Annotated in this window: 17 protein-coding genes; 5 read left to right on the top strand and 12 right to left on the bottom strand. The window is 69.3% G+C overall.

The features are described 5' to 3' along the window. Positions 1–38 precede the first annotated feature (38 nt). On the top strand, positions 39–575 hold the full coding sequence (locus R2707_20425) for a hypothetical protein (protein ID MEZ5247466.1): 537 nt from the start codon (positions 39–41) through the stop codon (positions 573–575). A gap of 30 nt (positions 576–605) precedes the next feature. On the opposite strand, the gene R2707_20420 is transcribed toward R2707_20425, so the two are convergent. Next, positions 606–2,690 carry an acyltransferase family protein gene (locus tag R2707_20420; protein ID MEZ5247465.1) on the bottom strand — a complete coding sequence of 695 codons (2,085 nt, stop codon included), beginning with the start codon at positions 2,688–2,690 and terminating at the stop codon, positions 606–608. Between the two features lie 69 nt (positions 2,691–2,759). Beyond that, entirely contained in the window at positions 2,760–4,796 is a 2,037-nt protein-coding gene (locus R2707_20415; GenBank protein MEZ5247464.1) for an acyltransferase family protein, read from the bottom strand. A 75-nt stretch (positions 4,797–4,871) separates the two neighbouring features. On the opposite strand from R2707_20415, the gene R2707_20410 reads away from it, so the two are divergent. Then, entirely contained in the window at positions 4,872–6,194 is a 1,323-nt protein-coding gene (locus R2707_20410) for an MATE family efflux transporter (protein MEZ5247463.1), read from the top strand. On the opposite strand, the gene R2707_20405 is transcribed toward R2707_20410, so the two are convergent. From R2707_20405 to gatC, 4 genes are read right to left on the bottom strand one after another with little or no spacing between them, the layout of a single operon-like run. Then, complete coding sequence (locus R2707_20405) at positions 6,195–7,220, bottom strand: hypothetical protein (GenBank protein MEZ5247462.1); 1,026 nt, start codon at positions 7,218–7,220, stop codon at positions 6,195–6,197. Positions 7,221–7,259: 39 nt separating this feature from the next. Continuing rightward, complete coding sequence (gene gatB / locus R2707_20400) at positions 7,260–8,738, bottom strand: Asp-tRNA(Asn)/Glu-tRNA(Gln) amidotransferase subunit GatB (GenBank protein ID MEZ5247461.1); 1,479 nt, start codon at positions 8,736–8,738, stop codon at positions 7,260–7,262. After that, the gene (gene gatA / locus R2707_20395; GenBank protein MEZ5247460.1) at positions 8,735–10,177 is read right to left on the bottom strand and encodes an Asp-tRNA(Asn)/Glu-tRNA(Gln) amidotransferase subunit GatA; all 1,443 of its coding nucleotides are present in this window, start codon (positions 10,175–10,177) and stop codon (positions 8,735–8,737) included. The genes gatB and gatA overlap by 4 nt, the downstream gene beginning before the upstream one ends. After that, on the bottom strand, positions 10,174–10,476 hold the full coding sequence (gatC, locus tag R2707_20390) for an Asp-tRNA(Asn)/Glu-tRNA(Gln) amidotransferase subunit GatC (GenBank protein ID MEZ5247459.1): 303 nt from the start codon (positions 10,474–10,476) through the stop codon (positions 10,174–10,176). Before gatC ends, gatA begins: the two co-directional genes overlap by 4 nt. A gap of 56 nt (positions 10,477–10,532) precedes the next feature. Between gatC and R2707_20385 the strand changes: the two genes are divergently transcribed. Beyond that, on the top strand, positions 10,533–10,967 hold the full coding sequence (locus R2707_20385; GenBank protein ID MEZ5247458.1) for a hypothetical protein: 435 nt from the start codon (positions 10,533–10,535) through the stop codon (positions 10,965–10,967). Between the two features lie 7 nt (positions 10,968–10,974). On the opposite strand, the gene R2707_20380 is transcribed toward R2707_20385, so the two are convergent. Then, complete coding sequence (locus R2707_20380; GenBank protein ID MEZ5247457.1) at positions 10,975–12,828, bottom strand: PASTA domain-containing protein; 1,854 nt, start codon at positions 12,826–12,828, stop codon at positions 10,975–10,977. An 84-nt stretch (positions 12,829–12,912) separates the two neighbouring features. On the opposite strand from R2707_20380, the gene R2707_20375 reads away from it, so the two are divergent. Continuing rightward, complete coding sequence (locus R2707_20375) at positions 12,913–13,338, top strand: hypothetical protein (GenBank protein MEZ5247456.1); 426 nt, start codon at positions 12,913–12,915, stop codon at positions 13,336–13,338. On the opposite strand, the gene R2707_20370 is transcribed toward R2707_20375, so the two are convergent. The 5 genes from R2707_20370 to ligA are packed head-to-tail and all read right to left on the bottom strand — an operon-like array spanning position 13,331 to position 19,355. Further along, entirely contained in the window at positions 13,331–13,972 is a 642-nt protein-coding gene (locus R2707_20370; GenBank protein MEZ5247455.1) for an HAD family phosphatase, read from the bottom strand. The two genes, R2707_20375 and R2707_20370, sit on opposite strands and share 8 nt — an antisense overlap. Positions 13,973–14,021: 49 nt before the next feature. After that, positions 14,022–15,323: a diaminopimelate decarboxylase gene (locus R2707_20365; protein ID MEZ5247454.1), complete on the bottom strand. Its 1,302-nt coding sequence runs from the start codon at positions 15,321–15,323 to the stop codon at positions 14,022–14,024. After that, the gene (locus tag R2707_20360; GenBank protein ID MEZ5247453.1) at positions 15,320–16,897 is read right to left on the bottom strand and encodes a hypothetical protein; all 1,578 of its coding nucleotides are present in this window, start codon (positions 16,895–16,897) and stop codon (positions 15,320–15,322) included. The genes R2707_20365 and R2707_20360 overlap by 4 nt, the downstream gene beginning before the upstream one ends. Then, complete coding sequence (locus R2707_20355) at positions 16,894–17,301, bottom strand: hypothetical protein (GenBank protein ID MEZ5247452.1); 408 nt, start codon at positions 17,299–17,301, stop codon at positions 16,894–16,896. The genes R2707_20360 and R2707_20355 overlap by 4 nt, the downstream gene beginning before the upstream one ends. Continuing rightward, on the bottom strand, positions 17,298–19,355 hold the full coding sequence (ligA, locus tag R2707_20350; GenBank protein ID MEZ5247451.1) for an NAD-dependent DNA ligase LigA: 2,058 nt from the start codon (positions 19,353–19,355) through the stop codon (positions 17,298–17,300). Before ligA ends, R2707_20355 begins: the two co-directional genes overlap by 4 nt. Before the next feature lie 61 nt (positions 19,356–19,416). Between ligA and R2707_20345 the strand changes: the two genes are divergently transcribed. Continuing rightward, positions 19,417–20,307 (top strand): hypothetical protein, encoded by an 891-nt coding sequence (locus tag R2707_20345; GenBank protein ID MEZ5247450.1) that lies wholly within the window; start codon positions 19,417–19,419, stop codon positions 20,305–20,307. The last annotated feature ends 15 nt before the right edge of the window (positions 20,308–20,322 follow it).

Here is a 20,322-nt window from a genome sequence, read left to right as displayed (position 1 = left end):
GGCGCATGACAACATCGATTCGCGGAGGTTTGCAATCGATGAGTCGCATCGGCGTCTACCCCGGGTCATTCAATCCGCCGACCCGGGCGCATCTCGAGATCGCCGTCGCGGCGCGGGAGACGCACGGTCTCACCCGTGTCGACCTCGCCGTTTCGACCGTCCCGCTCGGAAAGGCGGCCGTCGACCTACCCAGATTCGACGACCGTCTCGAGGTGATCCGGGCCTCGATCGCCGATGTGGAGGGGCTGGAGCTGATCGTCACCGAGGCACAACTCGTCGCCGACATCGCCGTCGGCTACGACGTCGTGGTCATGGGCGCCGACAAGTGGGCCCAGGTCAACGACCCGGCCTGGTACGACCACGATCCCGCCGAACGCGACGCGGTGGTCGCCCGACTCCCCCGCCTCGCGCTGGCCCCGCGTCCACCCCACGACATCCCCGACGAGTACCGGCTGCCCGTGGCCGAGGACCTGCTCGAGATCTCGTCGAGCGCGGCCCGCGCCGGGCGCGCCGACTGGATGACCGATGCCGCCCGGGAGTACCACCACCGCACCGGCGCCTGGTCCCCCCGATGACGGGTCGGTGTGGCGGGTCAGTGTGGCGGGTCAGGGGGAGGGGATGATCTGGTCGAGCAGCCAGGGGATGATCTCGACGAGACCGGAGTCGCTGAGATGGACGCCGTCGTCGCGGCGACTCAGCTCCTGGTCGCTGCCGACCGGGCCCACCCATCCGGGATAGTCGAGCATGACGACGTCGTCGCCCGCCTCGGCAGCGAGTTCGGCGACCATCTCGTTGAGCAGGCTGATCCGGGCCGGATCGTTCTGCGGCGTGATCTCGCGATTGAGCGGGGCCCCTTCGAGGAAGTAGAGCGTCGCGCCGGTCGAGGTGAGGAGATCGATCGCCTCGCCGTACTCGCTGCGCACGTATGCGTCGAAGACCGGCTCACCGACGTGGGTCCATTCGCCGTCGTTGACCCCCGGGACCCGCCGATCGGTCACATCCCACGGGCTGATGTGGGTGACCACGACGTCGGGCTTGAACACCTCGAGAATCGTCGACCACGACACGACGTTGTACTCGGTCACGACGTCGGGATCGACCGGCACTGCCCACGCCGAACAGAGCTCGCCGACCGGCCCCTCGAGTCCCTCCGGCACTCGCTTGTCGCCACCGCGGACCGTGCCACAGCCGATGTGGGCCTCGTTGTACGCGACGATCCCCTCCTCGGGGTTCTCGATCGCCCAGTCGGTGAGGGTGACCCCGATCTGGTCCATCACCGAGTCGCCGACCGTCAGGATGCGGACCGTTTCGGCCTCGACCGGGGCAGCCGGGTCCACATCGTCGTTCTGTGGCTCGGCGGGCGTCGCGCCGAGCCCGTCGGCCGCTTCGACGAACACCACCCGCTCGACCTCCTGCGGCGGCCGTCGCGTGTGCGCCACCAGGAGGCCACCGAGGATGACGATGATCGCAGCCGCACCGGCCAGCCACCCCATGGCGGGGGTCAGGGAGCGCCCACTCAGCGGCCACTGCCGCTTCACGAAGGGCTGCTCGACGAAGTGGAACGAGAGGACGGAGACGATCACCGTCAGGGTGAGGTGGATCCCCAGGAGCGGCCAGCCGGTGATGTTGTCGACCCCGAAGAGCGCCCCGGCCCGTGACGGCGTGAGGAGGAGATAGATCGGCCAGTGGTAGAGGTAGAGCCCGTAGGAGATCTTGCCCGAGTAGCGGAACGGTGGCGACGCGAACAGGCGGTGCAGGGGACTCCACGGTGCGTCCTGGGACAGCCCGAACATCGCCAGCCCGGCCACCACTGCGACGAGGAGGAACCCCCCGTCCTCGAAGAGCCACACATCCCGCTCGCTGATGTTGAGCACCGCCCACAGGTGCCACGCCGTCGCCGGATACGCGATCAACGCAGCGATACGGGTGCCCCACACCGAGCGCGGCGCGCCGTAGAGGTGCACGGCGAGCGCGATCGCGATGCCCACGAAGAGCGCCTGGGCCCGGGTATCGGTGCCGTAGTAGGCCCGCGACGGGTCCTGGCCCTCGACATGGACTCGGGCCATCCACCAGGCCGACGCCAGGGCACCGGCCACCGAGACGGCGAGCAGTATCTCGCGGCCCCGCCGGCCTCCCCAGCGCAGACCGGCGATCAGGAACAGCGGGGCGAACAGGTAGAACTGCTCCTCGATCGCGAACGACCAGACGTGCTTGAGTGGCGACGGCGTACTGAACTGCTCGAAGTAGGAGACGTCGGCGGCGATCTCGTGCCAATTGGCGCTGTAGGTGAGCGCGGAGACGATGGCACCGGTCCAGCGGTCGATGAGGGCGGGATCGTCGACGATCGCGAGATAGATGCTGAGAAAGCCCAGCGCCAGAAAAAGCGCCGGGAACAGCCGACGCACCCGACGTCCGCCGTAGGCGACGAGGTCGATCCCGCCGGTGCCGTCCCACTCCCGCAGGGCGATGCTCACGATCAGGTAGCTCGACAGGACGAAGAAGAGGTCGAGACTGAGGATCCCGCCGGGAACGATGTCGGGCCCGCCCTGAACCGACTGGGGCCGAGCGTGGTAGAGCAGCGGCCCCATGAGCACCCAGAAGCCGCGCATCCCGTCAAAGGTCGCGACATAGCGGAAACGGCGACGCGACGGCGAGGCGTCGGGGGCAGGCGCCGAGGTCGTGGCGGTCACGACGGAAGCGCGCTCGGGGCAGGGACGTGGCGGATCACGGCGTTCCACACGCTAGTGGCCGCGCGAGGATCAGCCCGCTCTGGACCCGGCCATCTCGAGCAGGGCCGGCACCAGCACCCGCTCGGCGAACAACTCGGCCCCGGGGAGGTCGAGATGCAGCCCATCCGGGCGGCTGTAGGTCCCTTCCGATCGGGCGGCGTCGAGGATCTGCCCGAGATCGAGGAGGACGACGCCGGGCGACTCGGCGGCCAGCTCCCGCACGATGTCGTTGTAGACGGCCAGCCGTGCCGGGTCGTCCATGTCGCCGATGAGGCCCGACGGGTCGTCGATGGCCGGCGCCGTGGTGAGTGCGAGCAGGGTGCCGCGGGCCCGGGCCTCGGCGATGCGCGTCCGATAGATGAGCCGCAGGTCGTCCTGCACCTCGGGGTCGAGGATCGAGGCCCACGTGCCGTCGGGGCGCTCGTGGTCGGCCATCACCGATCCGTGGTCGATGATCACGGCGAGGTCGGCACGCACCCCGGTGTCGTCGAGCCCGACCCGACACGGCGCGTCGAAGGAGAACTCGCCGAGGTAGCCGTACGACAGGCGGTAGCGGCGCCACGCGACGAGCTCGTCGATGAGCGCGGAGCATCCCGATGTCGTCCGGTCCACCACCGCGAGCTCGCGTGTCGCGTCGGCCCGCTCCCGCAGCCCGGCGGCGATCTGGGTCGCCGTCGAGTCGCCCAGCACGACCACGACCGGCGGAACGACGATCTTCACCGTCGTGGTCGTCGGAACGGCTGTGGTCGACGGAATCTCGACGGCTTCCTCGCTCGCGGCAACGCTCGGGGTCCCCGAAGCCGACGACGGCGGCGGCTCGGACGGCAGCGGAGCGGGCCTCTCGGAGTCGGGATTCTCCTGGATTGCGGCGGCCACGACCGGTGCGTCGGCGAACCAGTCCGGGAGCTCGTCGGCGAACCCGGCCTCGACGAGGAACGAATCCTCCTCGATCGCGGCGGAGGCGACCCCGAGGCCCACGGCCGCCACCAGTGACGTGCCGAGCAGCACCAGGAGCGGACGAGAGACCACTCGGGCGCGCCGGATCGGGTCCTCGATCATCCGATACGACACCTCCGCGAGCAGCAGCGTCACCGCGATCACGAGCGGGCCGTTCCAGTCGGTCAGCTCGATGAGCGGCCAGTGGATGAGGTAGATCGCATAGGAGCGCATGCCGACCCACCGCAGCAGCGGATCGGCCATCGCCCGGGCCAGGATTCCCGACCCGAGACACGCAGCGATCAGGCCCACCCAGGCCAGCGAGATGAGTGCCGGGAACCCGCGGGTGACGATGGCCTCCGACTCGCCCACGGTCGCTGTCGCAACCGCGCCGACCACGAGCGCCAGCGGCCAGACGATGCCGATGCGAGCGACCGAGGGCCGGCGCCGGATCGCGATCGCCAGCGCGCCGCCGGCGAGGATCTCGGCGATACGGACCGGGGTGGCGAGGTACGCGTCCGTCGTCCCCCACCAGAGCACGTGAGCCGCTGCGGCCACCACGAAGCCACCACCGACGACCGCCGCCGGGCGGCGGGTCAGGCCGATCAGCAACGGGATGGTCAGGTAGAACTGCTCCTCGATCGCCAACGACCACATGTGACCCAGCGGGCGAGCCGTCTGATCGAAGATCGCCGCGTAGCCGCCGGCATCGGCCATCTGGTTCCAGTTGGCGAGGTTGAGCACCGCCCAGAAGCCGTCGCGTGTCACCGAATCACGGATCGTCGCGTCCGTGGTCGCCGACCACACGACCACCACCAGGATCGTGACGAGCGCGGCCGGGAGCAGCCGCCGCACCCGGCGGCGGTAGAAGCGCCCGTAGTCGACCCCGCCGTCGGCGAGATCGTCGACCAGGAGGCCGATCACGAGGAACCCGCTCAGGGTGAAGAACAGGCCGACGCCGAGCCAACCACCGGGCAGGAGATCGGGCCAGAGGTGGTAGACGACGACGGCGATGACGGCCACGCCCCGCAGCCCGTCGAGCGCCGGAATGTGGCGTCGGGACTGTGGTGCGGGGGGCGCGTCGCTCCGCACGGTCGTGCGATTCCGATCCCCCGGTGCCGGCTCGGCCATTCCCCATCTCCTCGCCGCACAACCGTACCAACGGGGTTTCGTGGCGCCTGAGTCGAACGGCCCGTAGCCTGCGGCATGCGCGGGATCCGATGGACGCCGACGGACCGCGAGATCCTCCGCCTCGCCGTGCCGGCGCTCGGCGCCCTGATCGCCGAGCCGCTCTACATCCTCGCCGACACCGCCGTCGTCGGCCGGATCGGCACACCACAGCTCGGCGGCCTCGCCCTGGCGTCGTCACTGCTCCTGATCAGCCATGCGGTGTTCATCTTCCTCGCCTACGGCACGACCTCGGCCGTCTCCCGCCTGCTCGGCGCGGGCGAGCACCGGCGCGCCGCGCACCAGGCCGTCCAGTCCCTGTGGCTCGCCGCAATCGTCGGCTGCGGTCTCCTCGTGGCCGGTCTGGTCTTCGGACCCACCCTGATCGGTCTGCTCGGCGGCGAGGGCGAGGTCGCGACCAATGCCGAGGTGTATCTCCGGATCTCGATGTTCGGCGTCCCGGCCATGCTCATCGGCCTCGCCGGGGTCGGCTACCTGCGCGGGTTGCAGGACACCACTCGACCCTTCTACGTGGCCCTCGGCAGCGCCGTGGTCAACCTCGTGCTCGAGCTGGTGCTCATCTACGGGTTCGACCAGGGCATCGGAGCGTCGGCCCTCAGCACCGTCGTCGCACAATGGGTCGCGGCCGCCGTCTTCGTCGTCTGGATCCGAACTGCGGTGGCAGCCCATCACGTCACCCTCCGGCCCGATGCCGGAGTCATCCGTGAGCTCGCGGGCGACGGGTTCCACCTCTTCGTGCGCACTGCGGCGCTCCGCGGCAGCCTCACGGTCACGCTCGCGGTCGCCGCTCGCATCGGCGACGACGATCTCGCCGCTCACCAGATCGCCTTCGAGATCTGGAACCTGCTGGCCCTCACCCTCGACGCGATCGCCATCGCGGCCCAGGCGATGATCGGCAGAGAGCTCGGGAGCGGCAACGCGCAACGCGCCTGCGCCCTCGGGCGCCGGATGACGCAATGGGGCGTCGTCGCCGGGCTGGTCCTCGGACTCGTGCTGCTGGCGACGTCGCCGCTGCTCCCCCACATCTTCACCGAGGACGCCGCCGTGCTCGGCCTCGCATCGTTCCTCCTCATCCACGTCGCCGTCTCGCAGCCGGTCGCCGGTGTGGTGTTCGCTCTGGACGGGGTGCTCATCGGCGCCGGCGATCTCCGCTACCTCGCCTGGGCGATGTGGGCGGCCGCGGTCGTGCTGATCGGAGGCGGCCTGCTCGTTCTCCAACTCGACGCCGGTATCGGCTGGCTCTGGGTCGCGCTCCACGCGTGGATCCTCACCCGGGCCGTGACCCTGCTCGCCCGCTTCCGAGGCGACGCCTGGATGGTCACGGGTGCGACCCGCCGCTGATCAGCCTGGGTCGATCGCGGGAACACAGTCTGGCGAACTCGCGAGGTCGAGGTCGGTCCCGCACTCGCGCAATGTCGCGATCCACTCCTGCAACAGCGCGTCGACGTCGACCAGCGCGTCCGGCGGGGTGGCGTACTCGAACGTCGACCGTCGTTCGCCTGTCGCGTCGCGCACCACGACCCAGCCCGATCCGCCGTCGGCGCAGTCGGGGCAGCCGTAGGTCTCCTGCAGGGCCTCGGCCGCGAGACCGGCCTCGAGATCGTCGAGTCGCGCACGACCCACGTCGGTCAGCTCGCCGATGACGATCTGATCGGGGAACTCTCCATCGGAGATGTCGTCCCAGGCCCGACGGGTCAGTTGCACGTCGGTCCCGTCGATCTCGATCTCGGTGAAGCAGTACCCGAAGCACATCCCGAAGGAGAAGCCGCCCCGCACGACCCCGAAGGGCTCGGCGACGGGCGCTGCGGGTTCGGTGACGCAGTCGGTGCCGACCGCGATGACGGCACTGCTCTCGCAAGCGGCGAGCGCGTCGCTCACCCCGCGACGGAATGCCTCCCAGTCGGACAGCACGTCGGGTGCCGCGCCGAACTCGTAGGTGACACGGCGCGCGCCGGCGACCGGCACGAGGTCGATCCAGGCCGCGCCACCGTCGGCACAGTCGGGGCAGCCGTACACGTCGTCGAGCGGTGTGCCGCTCAACGCGGCCTGCATCGTGTCGAGTCGGTTGCGGGCATCGTCGCTCAGCCGGCCGGTGGCGACCACCGACAGCGAACGGTCCCAGGAACGTCGTTCGATACGTACCTCGGTTCCCGAGATCTGCAGTTCACCCACACAGAGTTCGCTGCACTCTCCGAACGAGTAGCCGCCGCCGACGATCTGCGGTACCGGCCCTGCAGGCGCAGGGTCGCCCGGTGCCGTTGTGGTCGGTGTGCCCACGTCGGTGGTCGCGTCGCCGCAGGCCGCAGCACCCAACACCATGGCGACCAGGAGACCGAGGAGAACGGGGCGCGTACGACGAGGAGACATACCGATCAGACGTCGTCGTGCCGGCGCTGGTTCCCGGACTCAGCTACCGGCCTTGCGATCGAGGATCTCGGCGACGGCCTTCCCGTCGGCCTGACCCTGCGTGGCCTTCATGATCTGGCCGGTGAAGAAGCCCTGCATCTTCTTTCGATCGCCGTCGTCACCCGTCGTGAACCGCGCCCACTCCGCTGAGTTGTCGGCGATCAGTCGATCGACGAGCGTCTCGAGCTCGCCGGTGTCCATCGCCTCGAAACCGCGTGCATCGGCATGCGCGGCTGGTTCGCCACCCTTCTCGGCCAGATCGGCGAGGACCTGCTTTGCCTGGGTGGCAGTGAGCTCGCCCGTCGACTCCATCTCGATCAGCGCGGCGAGCGACGACGCGGTGACCCGCGACCAATCGTCGAGCGCGAGGTCGTTGACCAGCCGGGTGACGACCTTCTCGGCGTCGGCCCCTGCGGCGATCGCATCGAGGGCCAGCGTGTCCTGCCCCCGCTCGACGAGGAGTCCGACGGTGTCGGGGCCCGCCCCGGTCGCATCGGTGAGCGCGGCTCGTCGAGCCGATGGCAGCGGCGGCATCGCCGCGTCGATCGCGGCGATGACCTCCGGGCTCGGCTCGAGCGGAACCAGATCCGGTTCCTGGAAGTAGCGATAGTCGTCGGCGTCTTCTTTCGACCGGCCGGCCCGGGTGCGCCCGCCCTCCTCGTCCCAGTGGCGCGTCTCCTGATGCGGAGCATCGCCGCCGGTCCAGAGATCGATGTGGCGCCGCGCCTCGAACTCGATGGCTCGGCCCAGCGATCGCACCGAGTTGATGTTCTTGATCTCGCACCGCGTGCGCAGCTCGTCGGAGCCGTGGGGGCGGACCGAGACGTTGGCGTCGACGCGCATCGATCCCTCTTCCATGCGAGCGTCGGACACGCCCGTGGCCAGGAGGATTCCCCTCAGCTCTTCGACATAGGCCTTCGCGTGCTCGATGGTGCGGATGTCGGGTCTGCTGACGATCTCGACCAGGGGAACGCCGGCGCGGTTGTAGTCGACCAGCGAGTAGAGCGCGTCGTTGATCCGCCCGCCGCCGCCGACGTGGGTCGACTTTCCGGTGTCCTCCTCGATGTGCGCCCGTTCGATCCCCACGACGAAGCCGTCGCTCAGGACCATGCGACCGTCGGAGTTGGTCGGCTGGTCGTATTGGGTCGTCTGGAAGTCCTTCGGCATGTCCGGGTAGAAGTAGTTCTTGCGGGCCATCACCGAACGGTTGACATCGCAGCCGAGGGCACGGCCCAGGATCATCGCGAGCTCGACGGCACGCCCGTTCATCACCGGCAACGAACCCGGCAGGCCGAGACACGTCGGGCACACGTTGGTGTTGGGCTCGGATCCGAACTGGTTCGCACAGCCGCAGAAGAGCTTGGTGGCGGTGTCGAGCTCGACGTGGACCTCCAGGCCGACGATCAGCTCCCACCCGTCGGGAAGGGTCGGCTCGATCGGTGTCTCGGCGGTTGCCGCAGCGGCGGAGAAGTCGGTCATCGTGCACCTCCGGCGGCGGCCTCGAGTACGGCGGCGACTTGGAACGTCAGATCGTCGTCCAGGGCGGGTGCGAGCACCTGCACGCCGACGGGCAGGCCGTCGGTGCCGACGCCGAACGGCACCGAGATCGCCGGCTGCCCGGTCAGGTTGGAGGGAATGGTGCAGACGTCGTTGACGTACATGGTCATCGGGTCGGCGGTGCGCTCCCCCAACGGGAAGGCGGTGGTCGGCGCCGTCGGGGTGATCAACACGTCGACCCGCTCGTAGGCGGCGGCGAACTCCCTCATCATCATCGTGCGGACCTTCAGGGCCTTGCCGTAGAAGGCGTCGTAGTAGCCCGCCGACAGGGCGTAGGTACCGAGCATGATCCGTCGCTTCACCTCGGGACCGAAGCCGGCCGTGCGGGTGGCGGTGTTCATCTCGCCGGTCGTGGGGGCGTCGACCCGCAGGCCGTAGCGCACGCCGTCGTAGCGGGCGAGATTGCTCGACGCTTCGGCCGGCGCCACCAGGTAGTAGGCGCTGAGACCAAGGGTGCTCGAGGGGACCGAGATCTCCTCGATGGTCGCCCCGGCCGCTTCGAGGGCGTCGACAGCCTCCTCGGTGCGCGCGATGACGTCGGGTGACAGACCGTCGACAGACCCTTCGCCGCCGAACAGCTCACGCACGACACCGACCCGCAACCCATCGACACCCCGACCGAGCGCGGCCGTGGCGCCGGGCTCGAAATCCGCAATCGAGGTGGAGTCGAGCGGGTCGTGGCCGGCGATGACGTCGAACATCAGGGCGGCATCGGCGACGTCGGCCGCGAACGGCCCGATCTGATCCAGCGACGAGGCGAACGCGATGAGCCCGTAGCGGCTCACGGCGCCATAGGTCGGCTTCATCCCGACGAGACCGCAGAACGCGGCGGGTTGCCGGATCGAACCGCCGGTGTCGCTCCCGATCGCCAGCGAGGAGAACCCCGCTGCGACCGACGCCGCCGAGCCACCGCTGGAGCCTCCGGGCACCCGGGTCGTGTCGAGCGGGTTCCGGGTCGGCCCGAACGCCGAGTTCTCGGTCGACGAACCCATGGCGAACTCGTCGAGGTTGGTCTTGCCGACGATCACGGCACCGGCCTCGCGCAGGCGAGTGACGACCGTGGCGTCGTAGGGCGGCCGCCATCCCTCGAGAATCCGCGACGAGCACGTGGTCGGGATCCCCCGGGTGCACATGTTGTCCTTCAGGGCGATGGGGACACCCGCAAGTGGTCCGAGGTCGCGGCCGGCGGCGACGGCTTCGTCGACGGCTTCGGCCTGCGCACGGGCCTCGTCGGCGGTCACGATGTTGAACGCATGGATCTCACCGTCTCGCGCCTCGATCCGCCCGAGGTGCTCGTCGAGCACCTCCACCGCCGACCGCTCGCCGGCTCGCACCGCGGCGGTGATCGCCCGGGCGCTCACGGCTCCTCCCCCAGCACGGGCGGCACACGGAACCGGCCGGCCTCGGCCGACGGTGCCTGGGCGAGCACCTCCTCGCGGTCGGCCGATGGCACGACGCGGTCGGCTCGCATGACGTTGACGATCGGAAGCGGGTGCGATGTGGGCGGGATGTCGCCGACGTCGAGCGCCTCGATGTCGGCTGCGTGCTCGAGAATGTCGCCGAGTTGGCCGGTGAAGAGCTCGATCTCGTCGGCCGTCAGATCGAGTCGGGCCAGCCGGGCGACGTGCTCGACATCGTCCCGGGTGATGCGTTCAGACATGCAGACGAGGATACGCAGCCGAAGCGCGGACGCTGCGGCCGGTTATCGTGCCGATCGTGAGCGCGTACCCCTTCCTCAGCCCCGAATGGATCCTCGCCGTCGCGGCGATCCGCGACGAGTACCGCGACCGCGTCGGCCCCACCGAGGTCGCCATCCGGGCCAACGTCACCGTCACCGAGGCCCCGTTCGAGGAACCGACCATCCATGGCCACGTCGACACGACCGGCGGGACGATCTCGCTCGACCAGGGCCATCTCGACAACAGCGACTTCCAGGTCGAGGTCCGTTACGAACTCGCCCGCACCCTCTTCGTCGACCGGGATCCCCAGGCCATCCTGGGCGCGCTCCTCGGAGGCCAGGTGAAGCTCACCGGCGATTCATCGAAGATCCTCGGCCTCGCAGGAATGGCAGCCCCGCCGTCGGGCGACTCCGAGGCGGCGTCGCTGACGCGCGAGATCGCCCACCGGATCGACTCCGTCACGGCGCACTGATCCGACCTCAGCCGGGCGGTTCGGTGACGATCGTGATCCGGGTGCCGGGCAGGTGGAGCTCGCCTGCCCGCGGTGTGGTGAAGAGGACGGGCAGGGCAGTGTTGCCCTCGATCTCGACCACGAACCCGAGGGCACGGAGTTCTTGGTCGGCTTCGGAAACGTCGAGGCCGGCCAACTGCGGCACCTCGATCGGCTCCGGGCCGAGCGAGATGAACACCGTGACGACCTGATCGACGTCGACGACCGCACCCGACGACGGTTCGAACCTGATGACCGACCCTTCCGGCACGTCGGTCGAGTACTCGGTCTGCTCCGCGGGAACCAGTCGCAGATTGAGCAGGCGCTCGCGGGCCTCCTCGGCGTCGCCGGATTCGGGCAGATCGGGAACGGCCCGCGACATCGGCCCCTCGGAGATCAGCAGATCGATCGCCTCATTCGGCTCGGCCTCGGTCTGGCCCGGGCCGAGCAGCACCTCGATCACGCTGCCCTCGGCGATCGTCTCGCTCTCGCTCGTGCTGACCTCGCCCACCCGCAGCCCGACGGCCTCGAGACGGGCGGCAGCGTCCTCCTGGGTCAGCCCGACGAGGTTCGGGACGGGGATGAGCTCCTCGCCGCCCGAAACGATAACCAGGAGGATCTCGCCCTCCTCGAGATCGACTCCGGCGACCGGATCGGTTTCGAGCACCTCGCCCGCCGTCGTACCGTCGCGGCGGATCTCGTCGAGGCTCAGGAGCCACCCGAACTCGGTCGCGGCCGAAGCGGCGTCGTCGGCGCTCGCTCCCACCAACTCGGGCACCTCGTGCGTCGTCGGCTGGCTGTTGCGGAAGGCGATGAAGCCACCGACGACGGCGGCGATCAGCGCGAGGACGGCCACGACCAGCCACGGCCAACGTCCGGTGACACCATCGTCCTCTGCGGGCGCGGCGGGTCCGGGTGTCGACGGTGCGGCCGACGACCCGTGCGCCACCAGCCGGGTGCGGTCGCCCCCGGCCTCGTCGATGACCGGACCGACGAGCGGCAACATCGACGGCCTCGGGAGATCCTCTGCCGCCTCCATGAACCCCCGCACGAACTCACCGGCAGTGGGGCGTTCGGCCGGATCGAGCACCCCGGCCCTGCGCAGCGTCGCGGCGAGCGGCCCGAGCTCGGCACTCGGCTCGAAGGGCTTCTCGGCCCGCGCCATCAGGGTTGCGATCGTCGTGTCGGCCGCGAAGGGCAACTCGCCGCTCACGGCTTCGTTCACGAGCAGGGCGAGCGCGTACACGTCGGCGGGCGGACCGACGCGTTCGCCACGGGCCTGCTCGGGGGCCGCGTAACGAGCGGTGCCGACCATCGAGCCGTCGGGCTCCGTCCATCCGGCCTCGGCCAGGGCCCGGGCCAGCCCGAAGTCGGCGATGCGGAGTCGACCTCCCTCACCGAACAGGAGGTTGGCCGGTTTGATGTCGCGATGCACGAGACCCTGGGCATGGGCGTATTCGAGGCCCCGAGCGGCCTCGAGTCCGACGAGGAGCCCTTGTGACACGGTGAGTCGGTGCCCGGCATCGAGCATCGACTGGAGACTGCCGCCACCCAGATACTCACTGACGAGGTACGGGACGTCGTCGTTGCCCCAGTCGTAGACCCCCAGGACATGGGGATGGTTCAGCGAGGCAGCCGCCTGGGCCTCGGCCCGGAAGCGGCGCAGGAAACTGTCGTCGGCGGCCAGCGCCTCGTGGAGGACCTTGACCGCGACGCGGCGACGCAGCGTGATGTCGTCGGCCAGGTACACGCGCGCCGACGCACCGACCCCGATGGGGGCGATGATCCGGTAGCGCCCACCGAGGACGCGACCGATCTCGGCATCGGAGTTGTTGGTGGCCATCGCTGACAACGTACAAGCACCTCGACCACCGACGGTGGCTCCCCCAGCCCGAGGTAGCGGTCGTTCATCTGGCAGGATCAGTCCATGGGCCGCAAGCAATACCTGATCTTCGCCGCACTCCTCATCGCCGGGATCAGCATGTTCGTCGGCGCAGGCCTGATCGGTCGGTCCGATCCGCCCGATGCCGCGTTGCGGATTCCCGGGGTCGAGGCGCTCATCCCCGAACGGGGCGACGAGGTCCTCCAGCAGCAACAGGTCGGTATCGATCTCGAGCCGGGCTACGTCGTGCGGTCGTTCACGATCTCACCCGATGCGCGATGCCTCGAACCCGTGGAGCTCGTCGACTTCGTGCGCCCGACCGATGGTGTCAACCTGTTCGTCTACCAACCCGGCGACGGCCTGCCCGTCACTGCGCTGTCGCCCGACGACAACTGTGTTCGGATCACGATCGAGAACATCCAACGCCCCGGCGAGCTCGCCGATGTCGAGTGGGCGTTCACGGTCAACTGAGCCGGTCGACCAACGCCCGCAGTTCCGCCATCGCGGGAACGGGGTCGTCGACGACGATCCCGTGCATCCCGATCGCTCTCGCCGCCTCGACGTTGGCCACCATGTCGTCGAGGAAAACGGTGTCGGCCGCCGCGACGCCGAGCTCCGCCAGCGCGTGCTGGTAGATGGCCGGGTCGGGCTTGCGCAGGCCGACGGCCGAGGAGTCGACGACGACGGACATCACCTCCATCGGCACCAGCGTTCGCCACCCTCCTCCCTCTGACTCGGAGAACTCCTTGACGTTGTTGGTGATGATGCCCATGGCGATACCGCGTCCGTGCAGCTCGAGGACCGTCTCGGTGACGATGGTGCGGTCGTGGGGGTCGTCGCCGAATCGGCGGAAGAAGTCGGCGAGGGAGAGCTCGATCCCGAACTCGGCGATCGACGCTTCGATGTCGCCCCACGCCTCCGCGAGCGGGATCTCGCCGCGCTCCACCCGATGCCAGGAGTGGTCACCGTCGAGGTGATAGGGCCCGAAGATCGCAGCGAAGACGGCATCGGCATCCAGGTCGTGCTCTGCCGCCACCGACGCGATGGCGTCGACCGGACGACCCGAGAACACACCGCCGACATCCCAACAAATTGCTTCGATCATGATCCGACAGCGTGGTGCCCGACTCCCCCCGGGACAAATCCGGTCGAGGTCACCGGGGAGCGAACGGCCGGGCCGACCAGAACGTGACGATGTCGTCGGCTGTTTCACGGGCCCGCAACAGGTCGAAACGGGTGGCGCCGGTCGGGTCGGCCCGGTGCCCCAGAACCAGCGGGATCCCGCGACTGCAGTGCCGCGACCACATGGCGAGTGTGTAGGCGCCGACATCGTGGATCACCACGGTGTCGCCTGGTGCGACCGGGCCGAGATCAGCCGAACGGGATGTGATGTCGCCGGCGAAACACAACGGTCCGCTGACCGTCCAGTCGGCGGTCCCGGTCGACGGCGTGCCGATCGTGCTGAAGCGATGGCGCCAGTGTTCGGACTGGTACACGGGTCGCAGGAGGAAGTCGGCACCGAGATGCAGGACCGCGATGGGGCCGTCGGGGGTCTCCTTGACGTACTCGACCGTCGAGATGGCCCACCCGCAATTGGCCTGGATGGCCCGGCCGAACTCGGTGACCAGCGTCGTGTCGGTGTCGAACAGGCTCGGCGCAGCTGCTCGCACCGCGGCAGCGAAGGCCACCGGATCGGTCGCGCCCTCGCCGGTGTAGTCGGTGGTCGCGCCGCCGCCGATGTCGACGATGTCGAATTGGTGGCGCCCGAGCGCGTCGTGGAGCCGGTCTCGAAGCGCAGCGGTGGCCGCCGCCGCGGCCGCGTGCGCCTCGAGCGAGATCCCTTGTGACCCCACGTGATGGTGCAGGCATCGGATCCACGGATGATCGGCGGCCCGCGGGACGAGTCCCTCCAGCACATCGTCGACACCGATGCCGAAGCGGGATCCGCGTCCGGCCACACTCGTCATCGGGATCGTCCCGGCGCCCACCATCGGGTTGACGCGGAGCCCGACGATCGACGTGGAGTCGTCGGGTCGGAGCTCGATGATCCGATCGAGTTCGACGAAGTTGTCGGCGTTGATCCGGATGCCGAACTCCAGCGCGGCGCGCAACTCGGGAACGGTCTTCGCAGGCGAGTCGAAGACGATCCGGTCGGGCGGGCAGCCGGCGGCGAGCGCGAGCTTGACCTCTTCGAACGACGCGGCCTCGAGGCCACACCCTCGCTCGACGACGACCTTCAACACCTCGACCAGCGGGTTCGCCTTCATGGCGATCGAGTGCAGGGTCGCTGGTGGAAACGCCGCTGCGAGCTCGTCGAGACGCGCTTCGAGGAGGTCGAGATCGTGGAAGAGCACCGCCGTGTCGAGCTCGCCGATCAGCCCCTGACGGCGGGCGTCGTCGACCACTCGGCCGATCTCGTCGTCGCTGGGCCGACGATGCCACGCTCCGTCGTTCACGAAGCGCTCCGGTCGCCGCCGACCCGTCCGACGAGGTGATCCAGCTTCTGCACCGTCCGGGTGATGTCGTCGGTCAGCGCATCGAGTCGATCACCGAAGGTGGCGCCGGTCGCCGACATGACACAGGTCCGGATGATCTCGCGGGCGCCGACGGCGAAGCGCAGCACCGACGGAGACGAGGCGCCACCGAGCGACACCGGCTGGCCCATCTCCGCGCGCAGACCGGCGATCGCGGCCGGGACCGGTGGTCCTCCGGGCGTGGGGGCGATCGGGTCGCGCATGGCGAGCTGCAGACGACGGAGCTCGTCACTCTCGAGGAGGACGCCATCGCGCCCACGACAGGTGAACGGGAAGACGGTGGTCTTCGACTCCAGCAGGCGGGCGACGTCGTTCTCGACGAGCGGTGGCGGCACGGCGTCGAGATCGAGGTGCTCGGACGCCGCGATCCTGGCCGGGAAGGTGGTCTGCACGTGGCGCAGCACCTCGAGCCGGAGCTGGGCTGGGACCGAGTAGTAGTCACGGATCTCGGCGAGCGCAGCCCACCATCGCAGGAGAAGCCCGACGTTCGACGACTCGTCGAGTGACGCACGCGCGCCGACCCACGACTGCGGCATCATCGCCGGGGTGAAGTAGTCGCTGAACCCGTCGGGAAAGGCGTCGATACCGAGATCGCGACGGCCCGGCACGTGTGGCACGAGCACCGCGCCGGCGAACGGCGGACCGCCGAAGAACTTCGACCCGGTGGTCATGGTCACATACCCGCGAGCAAGCGACTCGCGCAGTCCGCGCCGACTGAACCGCCCCTGTGCTGCATCGATCACCACGTCGACGCGGTCGGGATGGGCGGCGACCAACTCGTGCACGGTCGACAATGACGGCGCGTGGACGCCCGTCTTGCTGTGGGCGATGACGTGGAGCAGGACGTCTCGACCCTCGGCGATGGCCTGCCGGGCGACGGCACGGACCTCGTCGTCGAGTTCGTCCTCGTCCCTCGGAGACCCGTGGGTGTCGCGGACACCGACGAACACCGTGCGGACCCGATCGGCGATTCGGGCGTCGATCGGCTCCCCGACCACGGCGGGACGCCCCGACGGGGTGGAGGTGTCGAAGTGCCGGCCGGCAGCCGCCAGCGCCGTACCCGATCCCGCCTCGGGAGCGCCGACGACGACGCTGGTGAGGGGCCGCTCGCCCATGCAGACGAGAAGGGCGATCAGCTCGGCGTCGGTGCCCGAGGGCGTGATGACGACGTCCATCGTCTCCGCGTTCGTCATCGAGACGTTGGCGACGATCTCGATCCGCACCCGCTCGTAGAGGTCGTCGAGGGCCCGGTCGATCAGGGCCGGCTCGAGGGCCCCCAACCACCCGTGCAACCGCTCGGCCGCAGCGAACGCATCGACCGAGAGCGTGGACGAGGTACACGAGCCGAAGGTCAGCAGGCCCCGCTCCGGCGTGTAGGTGTTGCCATAGCGGTTGCGACCGCTCGCGCCCGGCGTGTGGCGGGAATCGCCGCCGGTCGCGAGCAGCTCCGCGGTCGAGAGATCTCTGAGTGCCACCGGGTCGAGCGAGAGAGTCATCGAGTTGGTCGCTCCCAACTTCCTTCGATCCGCTGGCGGTTGAGTTCGTCGAGCAGGATCGGGCCCGGATCCTGCCACCCCTCCGGCTTGAGGATCTTGCCGTCGTCGCGGCGGATCACGCGTCCGTCGACCACCTTTTGCATGTTGGCCCCGTGGACGATGTCGAAGATCCGATCGAGGTTCATGCCGTGGCGGACCGCCGTGTCGCAGATGTAGTAGATCGCGTCGACCAACGCATCGGCCTGCTCGGCGATGTCGGTCGCCTCACGAAGTTCCTCCAACTCGTCGTTGACCATCTCCACGACGAACGCGACGGCAGCCGCGTCCATCAACTGTGGGGTCGCCGGGTTGTTGCCGTCGTGGCAGGCGTCGCTGAACTCCTTGACGGCGGTCGTGTAGGTCATGATCCGATCCCTTCTGGCAGCGTTCCGGTTTCGAGCAGGTGGACGAACGCGGCCTCGTCGATGATCGGCACTCCGGCCTCCTCGGCCTTGGTCACCTTCGACGCGCCGGGATCGCCGCCGATCACCAGGGCCAACGTCTTCTTGCTCACGCTGCCCGGCGACTTCCCCCCGCGGGCGACGATCGCCGCCTTGGCGCCGTCGCGGGTGAAACCTTCGAGGGTGCCGCTGACGACCACGGTCTGTCCGTCGAGCGTCTTCTCGAGCGTCTCGTCGACCTGAGCAGCCGCCATGGTGAGCCCGGCCGCTTCGAGTCGATCGACGAGGTCGCGTGCCGCGTCCTGGGCGAACCAGGCGTGAACCGCCTCGGCGATCACCATGCCGAAGCCGTCGACGGCGGCGAGCTCCTCCACGGTCGCCTCGACGATGCGATCCATCGTGCCGAAGGCGGATGCCAGCGTCTGCGCGTTGACCTGGCCGATCTCTGGGATACGGAGTCCGAAGAGCAGATTCCCGAGCGGCTTCTCCTTCGACACCTCGATCGCGTGGCGCAGATTGTCGACGGACTTCTGCTTGAACCCGTCCATCTCGAGGATCGCGTCGAAGTCGAGGGAGTAGAGATCGGCGACGTCGTTCAACAGGCCGGCGGTGACGAACCGGTCGACGTTCTTCTCGCCGAGGAACTCGATGTCCATCGCGTTGCGGCTGGCCCAGTGCTCGATACGCCCCCGCACCTGGCGCGCACAGTGGAAGTTGACGCAGTGGGTCGCCGCGACACCGGCGGGCCGAACCAGCGGCTCGCCACAGACCGGGCAGTTCGTCGGGAACTTCCACGGTTTCGACGCCGGGTCACGTGCGGACAGGACAGGACCGACGACTTCGGGGATCACGTCGCCGGCGCGGCGCACGATCACGGTGTCGCCCGGCCGAACGTCCTTGGCCGCGACCTGATCCTGGTTGTGCAGCGTCGCCGTGCCGACGGTGACCCCGCCGACGAAGACGGGATCGAGCACTGCGAACGGAGTGGCCTGCCCGCTCGGCCCGATCGACACCTCGATGTCGAGCAGGGTGGTCGTGCGTTCCTCCGGCGGCAGCTTGTAGGCGATCGCCCAACGAGGGGCCTTCGCGTCGGCGCCGAGTTCGTTCTGCAGGCGCAGGTCGTTGACCTTGACGACCACACCGTCGAATTCGTAGTCGAGATCGTGACGGCGGGCGTTGAGTTCCTCGACCCTTCGGGCCACGTCCTCGATCGACGTTCGTGTGACGGTGTGTTCGTTGACCGGGAAGCCGAGCGTGCCGAGCCACTCGAGCGTCGCGGTGTGGGTCGGCAGGTCCGGTGCCCCGTCGACGACACCGAGTTGGTAGCAGAAGAACGAGAGCTCACGATCGGCGGTGACCGCAGCATCGATCTGGCGGAGCGAGCCGGCTGCGGTGTTGCGGGGGTTGACGTAGAGCTTCGGCACCTTGCCTGCCGCCTCCGCCTCGGCGACCTGGCGGGCGTTGAGCGCCGCAAAGCTCGACAGCCGCATGTAGACCTCGCCCCGGACCTCGAGCACCGCAGGCGCGCCCGGTGGCAGGGTCGTCGGGATGTCGCCGATGGTGCGCACGTTGTGGGTGACGTCCTCACCGACGGCGCCGTCGCCGCGGGTCGCCCCCTGGACCAGCACGCCGTTCTCGTAGCGGAGCGAGATCGCGAGTCCGTCGAACTTCAGCTCCACCGAGTACTCGGGAACGGCGCGACCCTCGAGACGCCGCTCGACCCGTCCGCTCCACGATCGCAACTCGTCGAGGTCGAACGCGTTGTGGAGCGACATCATCCGGACCTGATGGCGAACGGGAGCGAACGCCGAGTTGATGTCGCCGCCGATGCGCTGTGTCGGCGAGTCGGGGGTCACCAGTTCGGGGTGGGCCTCCTCCAGATCGAGGAGCTCGCGCAGCATGCGGTCGTAGTCGGCATCCGGGATCTCGGGAGCATCGCGCTCGTAGTACGCCTCGGCATGGCGGTCGATCACGGCGCGAAGTGCAGCGATTCTCTCGGCGGGACTGTCGGCAACCATCGGCCGTGACCCTACCAACGCGGGTGGGCAGCAGGAGGGGTGGTGTGGGAGCGTTGCGTCGATGATCGAACGACTTCGCGGACAACCCGAGAAGCTCAACGGATGGCTCGCCTTCATCGTGTGGGTCGTCCAGCCCTTCACGCTCGGACCGCTGCTGGGGGAAGCCCTCGACCCGACGCGTGATCTGTTCCGAACCGCATGCAGCTGGGCGCTCTGGCTGGGGTGGCTCGAGGTGCTCGTCGCCCTCGCCCTACCCCGGCCCATCACGCTGACGGTCACCCGCATCGGGGCGACGGCGACGGTCCCGATGGCCGTGTGGGCGGCCGTCGGGACGGACGAAACGACGCTGACTGTCGTCGGTCTCCTGAGCGCCATCGCGGCGGCGGGGGTCGTGCTCGCACCGACGTTCGCCGACCGGTTCATCGACGGGGTCAGCTACGGCGAGGAGCGCCGTTTCGCACTCCGGCCGCCCGGCCCGGTGCTCGTCGGGCTGCTGGTCCCGACATGGGCCGTGGTGGTCGCGGGCGCCTGCGCCGGTCCCCTCCTCCTCGCCGACGAGCAGTGGGTGCTCGGCGGAATCCTCACCGTCGTCGGCTGGCCACCGGCTGTCCTCGGCGCCCGGGCGCTGCACCAGCTCACCAACCGGTTCGTCGTCTTCGTGCCCAACGGCTTCGTGGTCCACGACCTGACGGTGATGCGCGAACCAGTGCTGTTCCAGTCACGCGAGATCGCTGGACTCGCGCCGGCGCTCGCCGACACGGCGGCCGACGACATGACCGGCGCCGCGCTCGGACTCGCCCTCGAGTTGAAGCTCGCGGCGCCGGCGACCCTCCCGATGGTGGCAGGCCGCAAGGAGACCGAAGACCGCGATGTACGCGCCCTCCTGATCGCCCCCAGCCGTCCGGCCGCCGTCATGACCCTCGCCCAGACCCGCGGCTTCCGAATCGTCTGACAGGTACCCATCGAC

The sequence above is a fragment of the Acidimicrobiales bacterium genome (assembly GCA_041394245.1).
Taxonomy (GTDB): domain Bacteria; phylum Actinomycetota; class Acidimicrobiia; order Acidimicrobiales; family Aldehydirespiratoraceae; genus JAJRXC01.
This window is presented reverse-complemented; position numbering and strand designations above follow the sequence as displayed.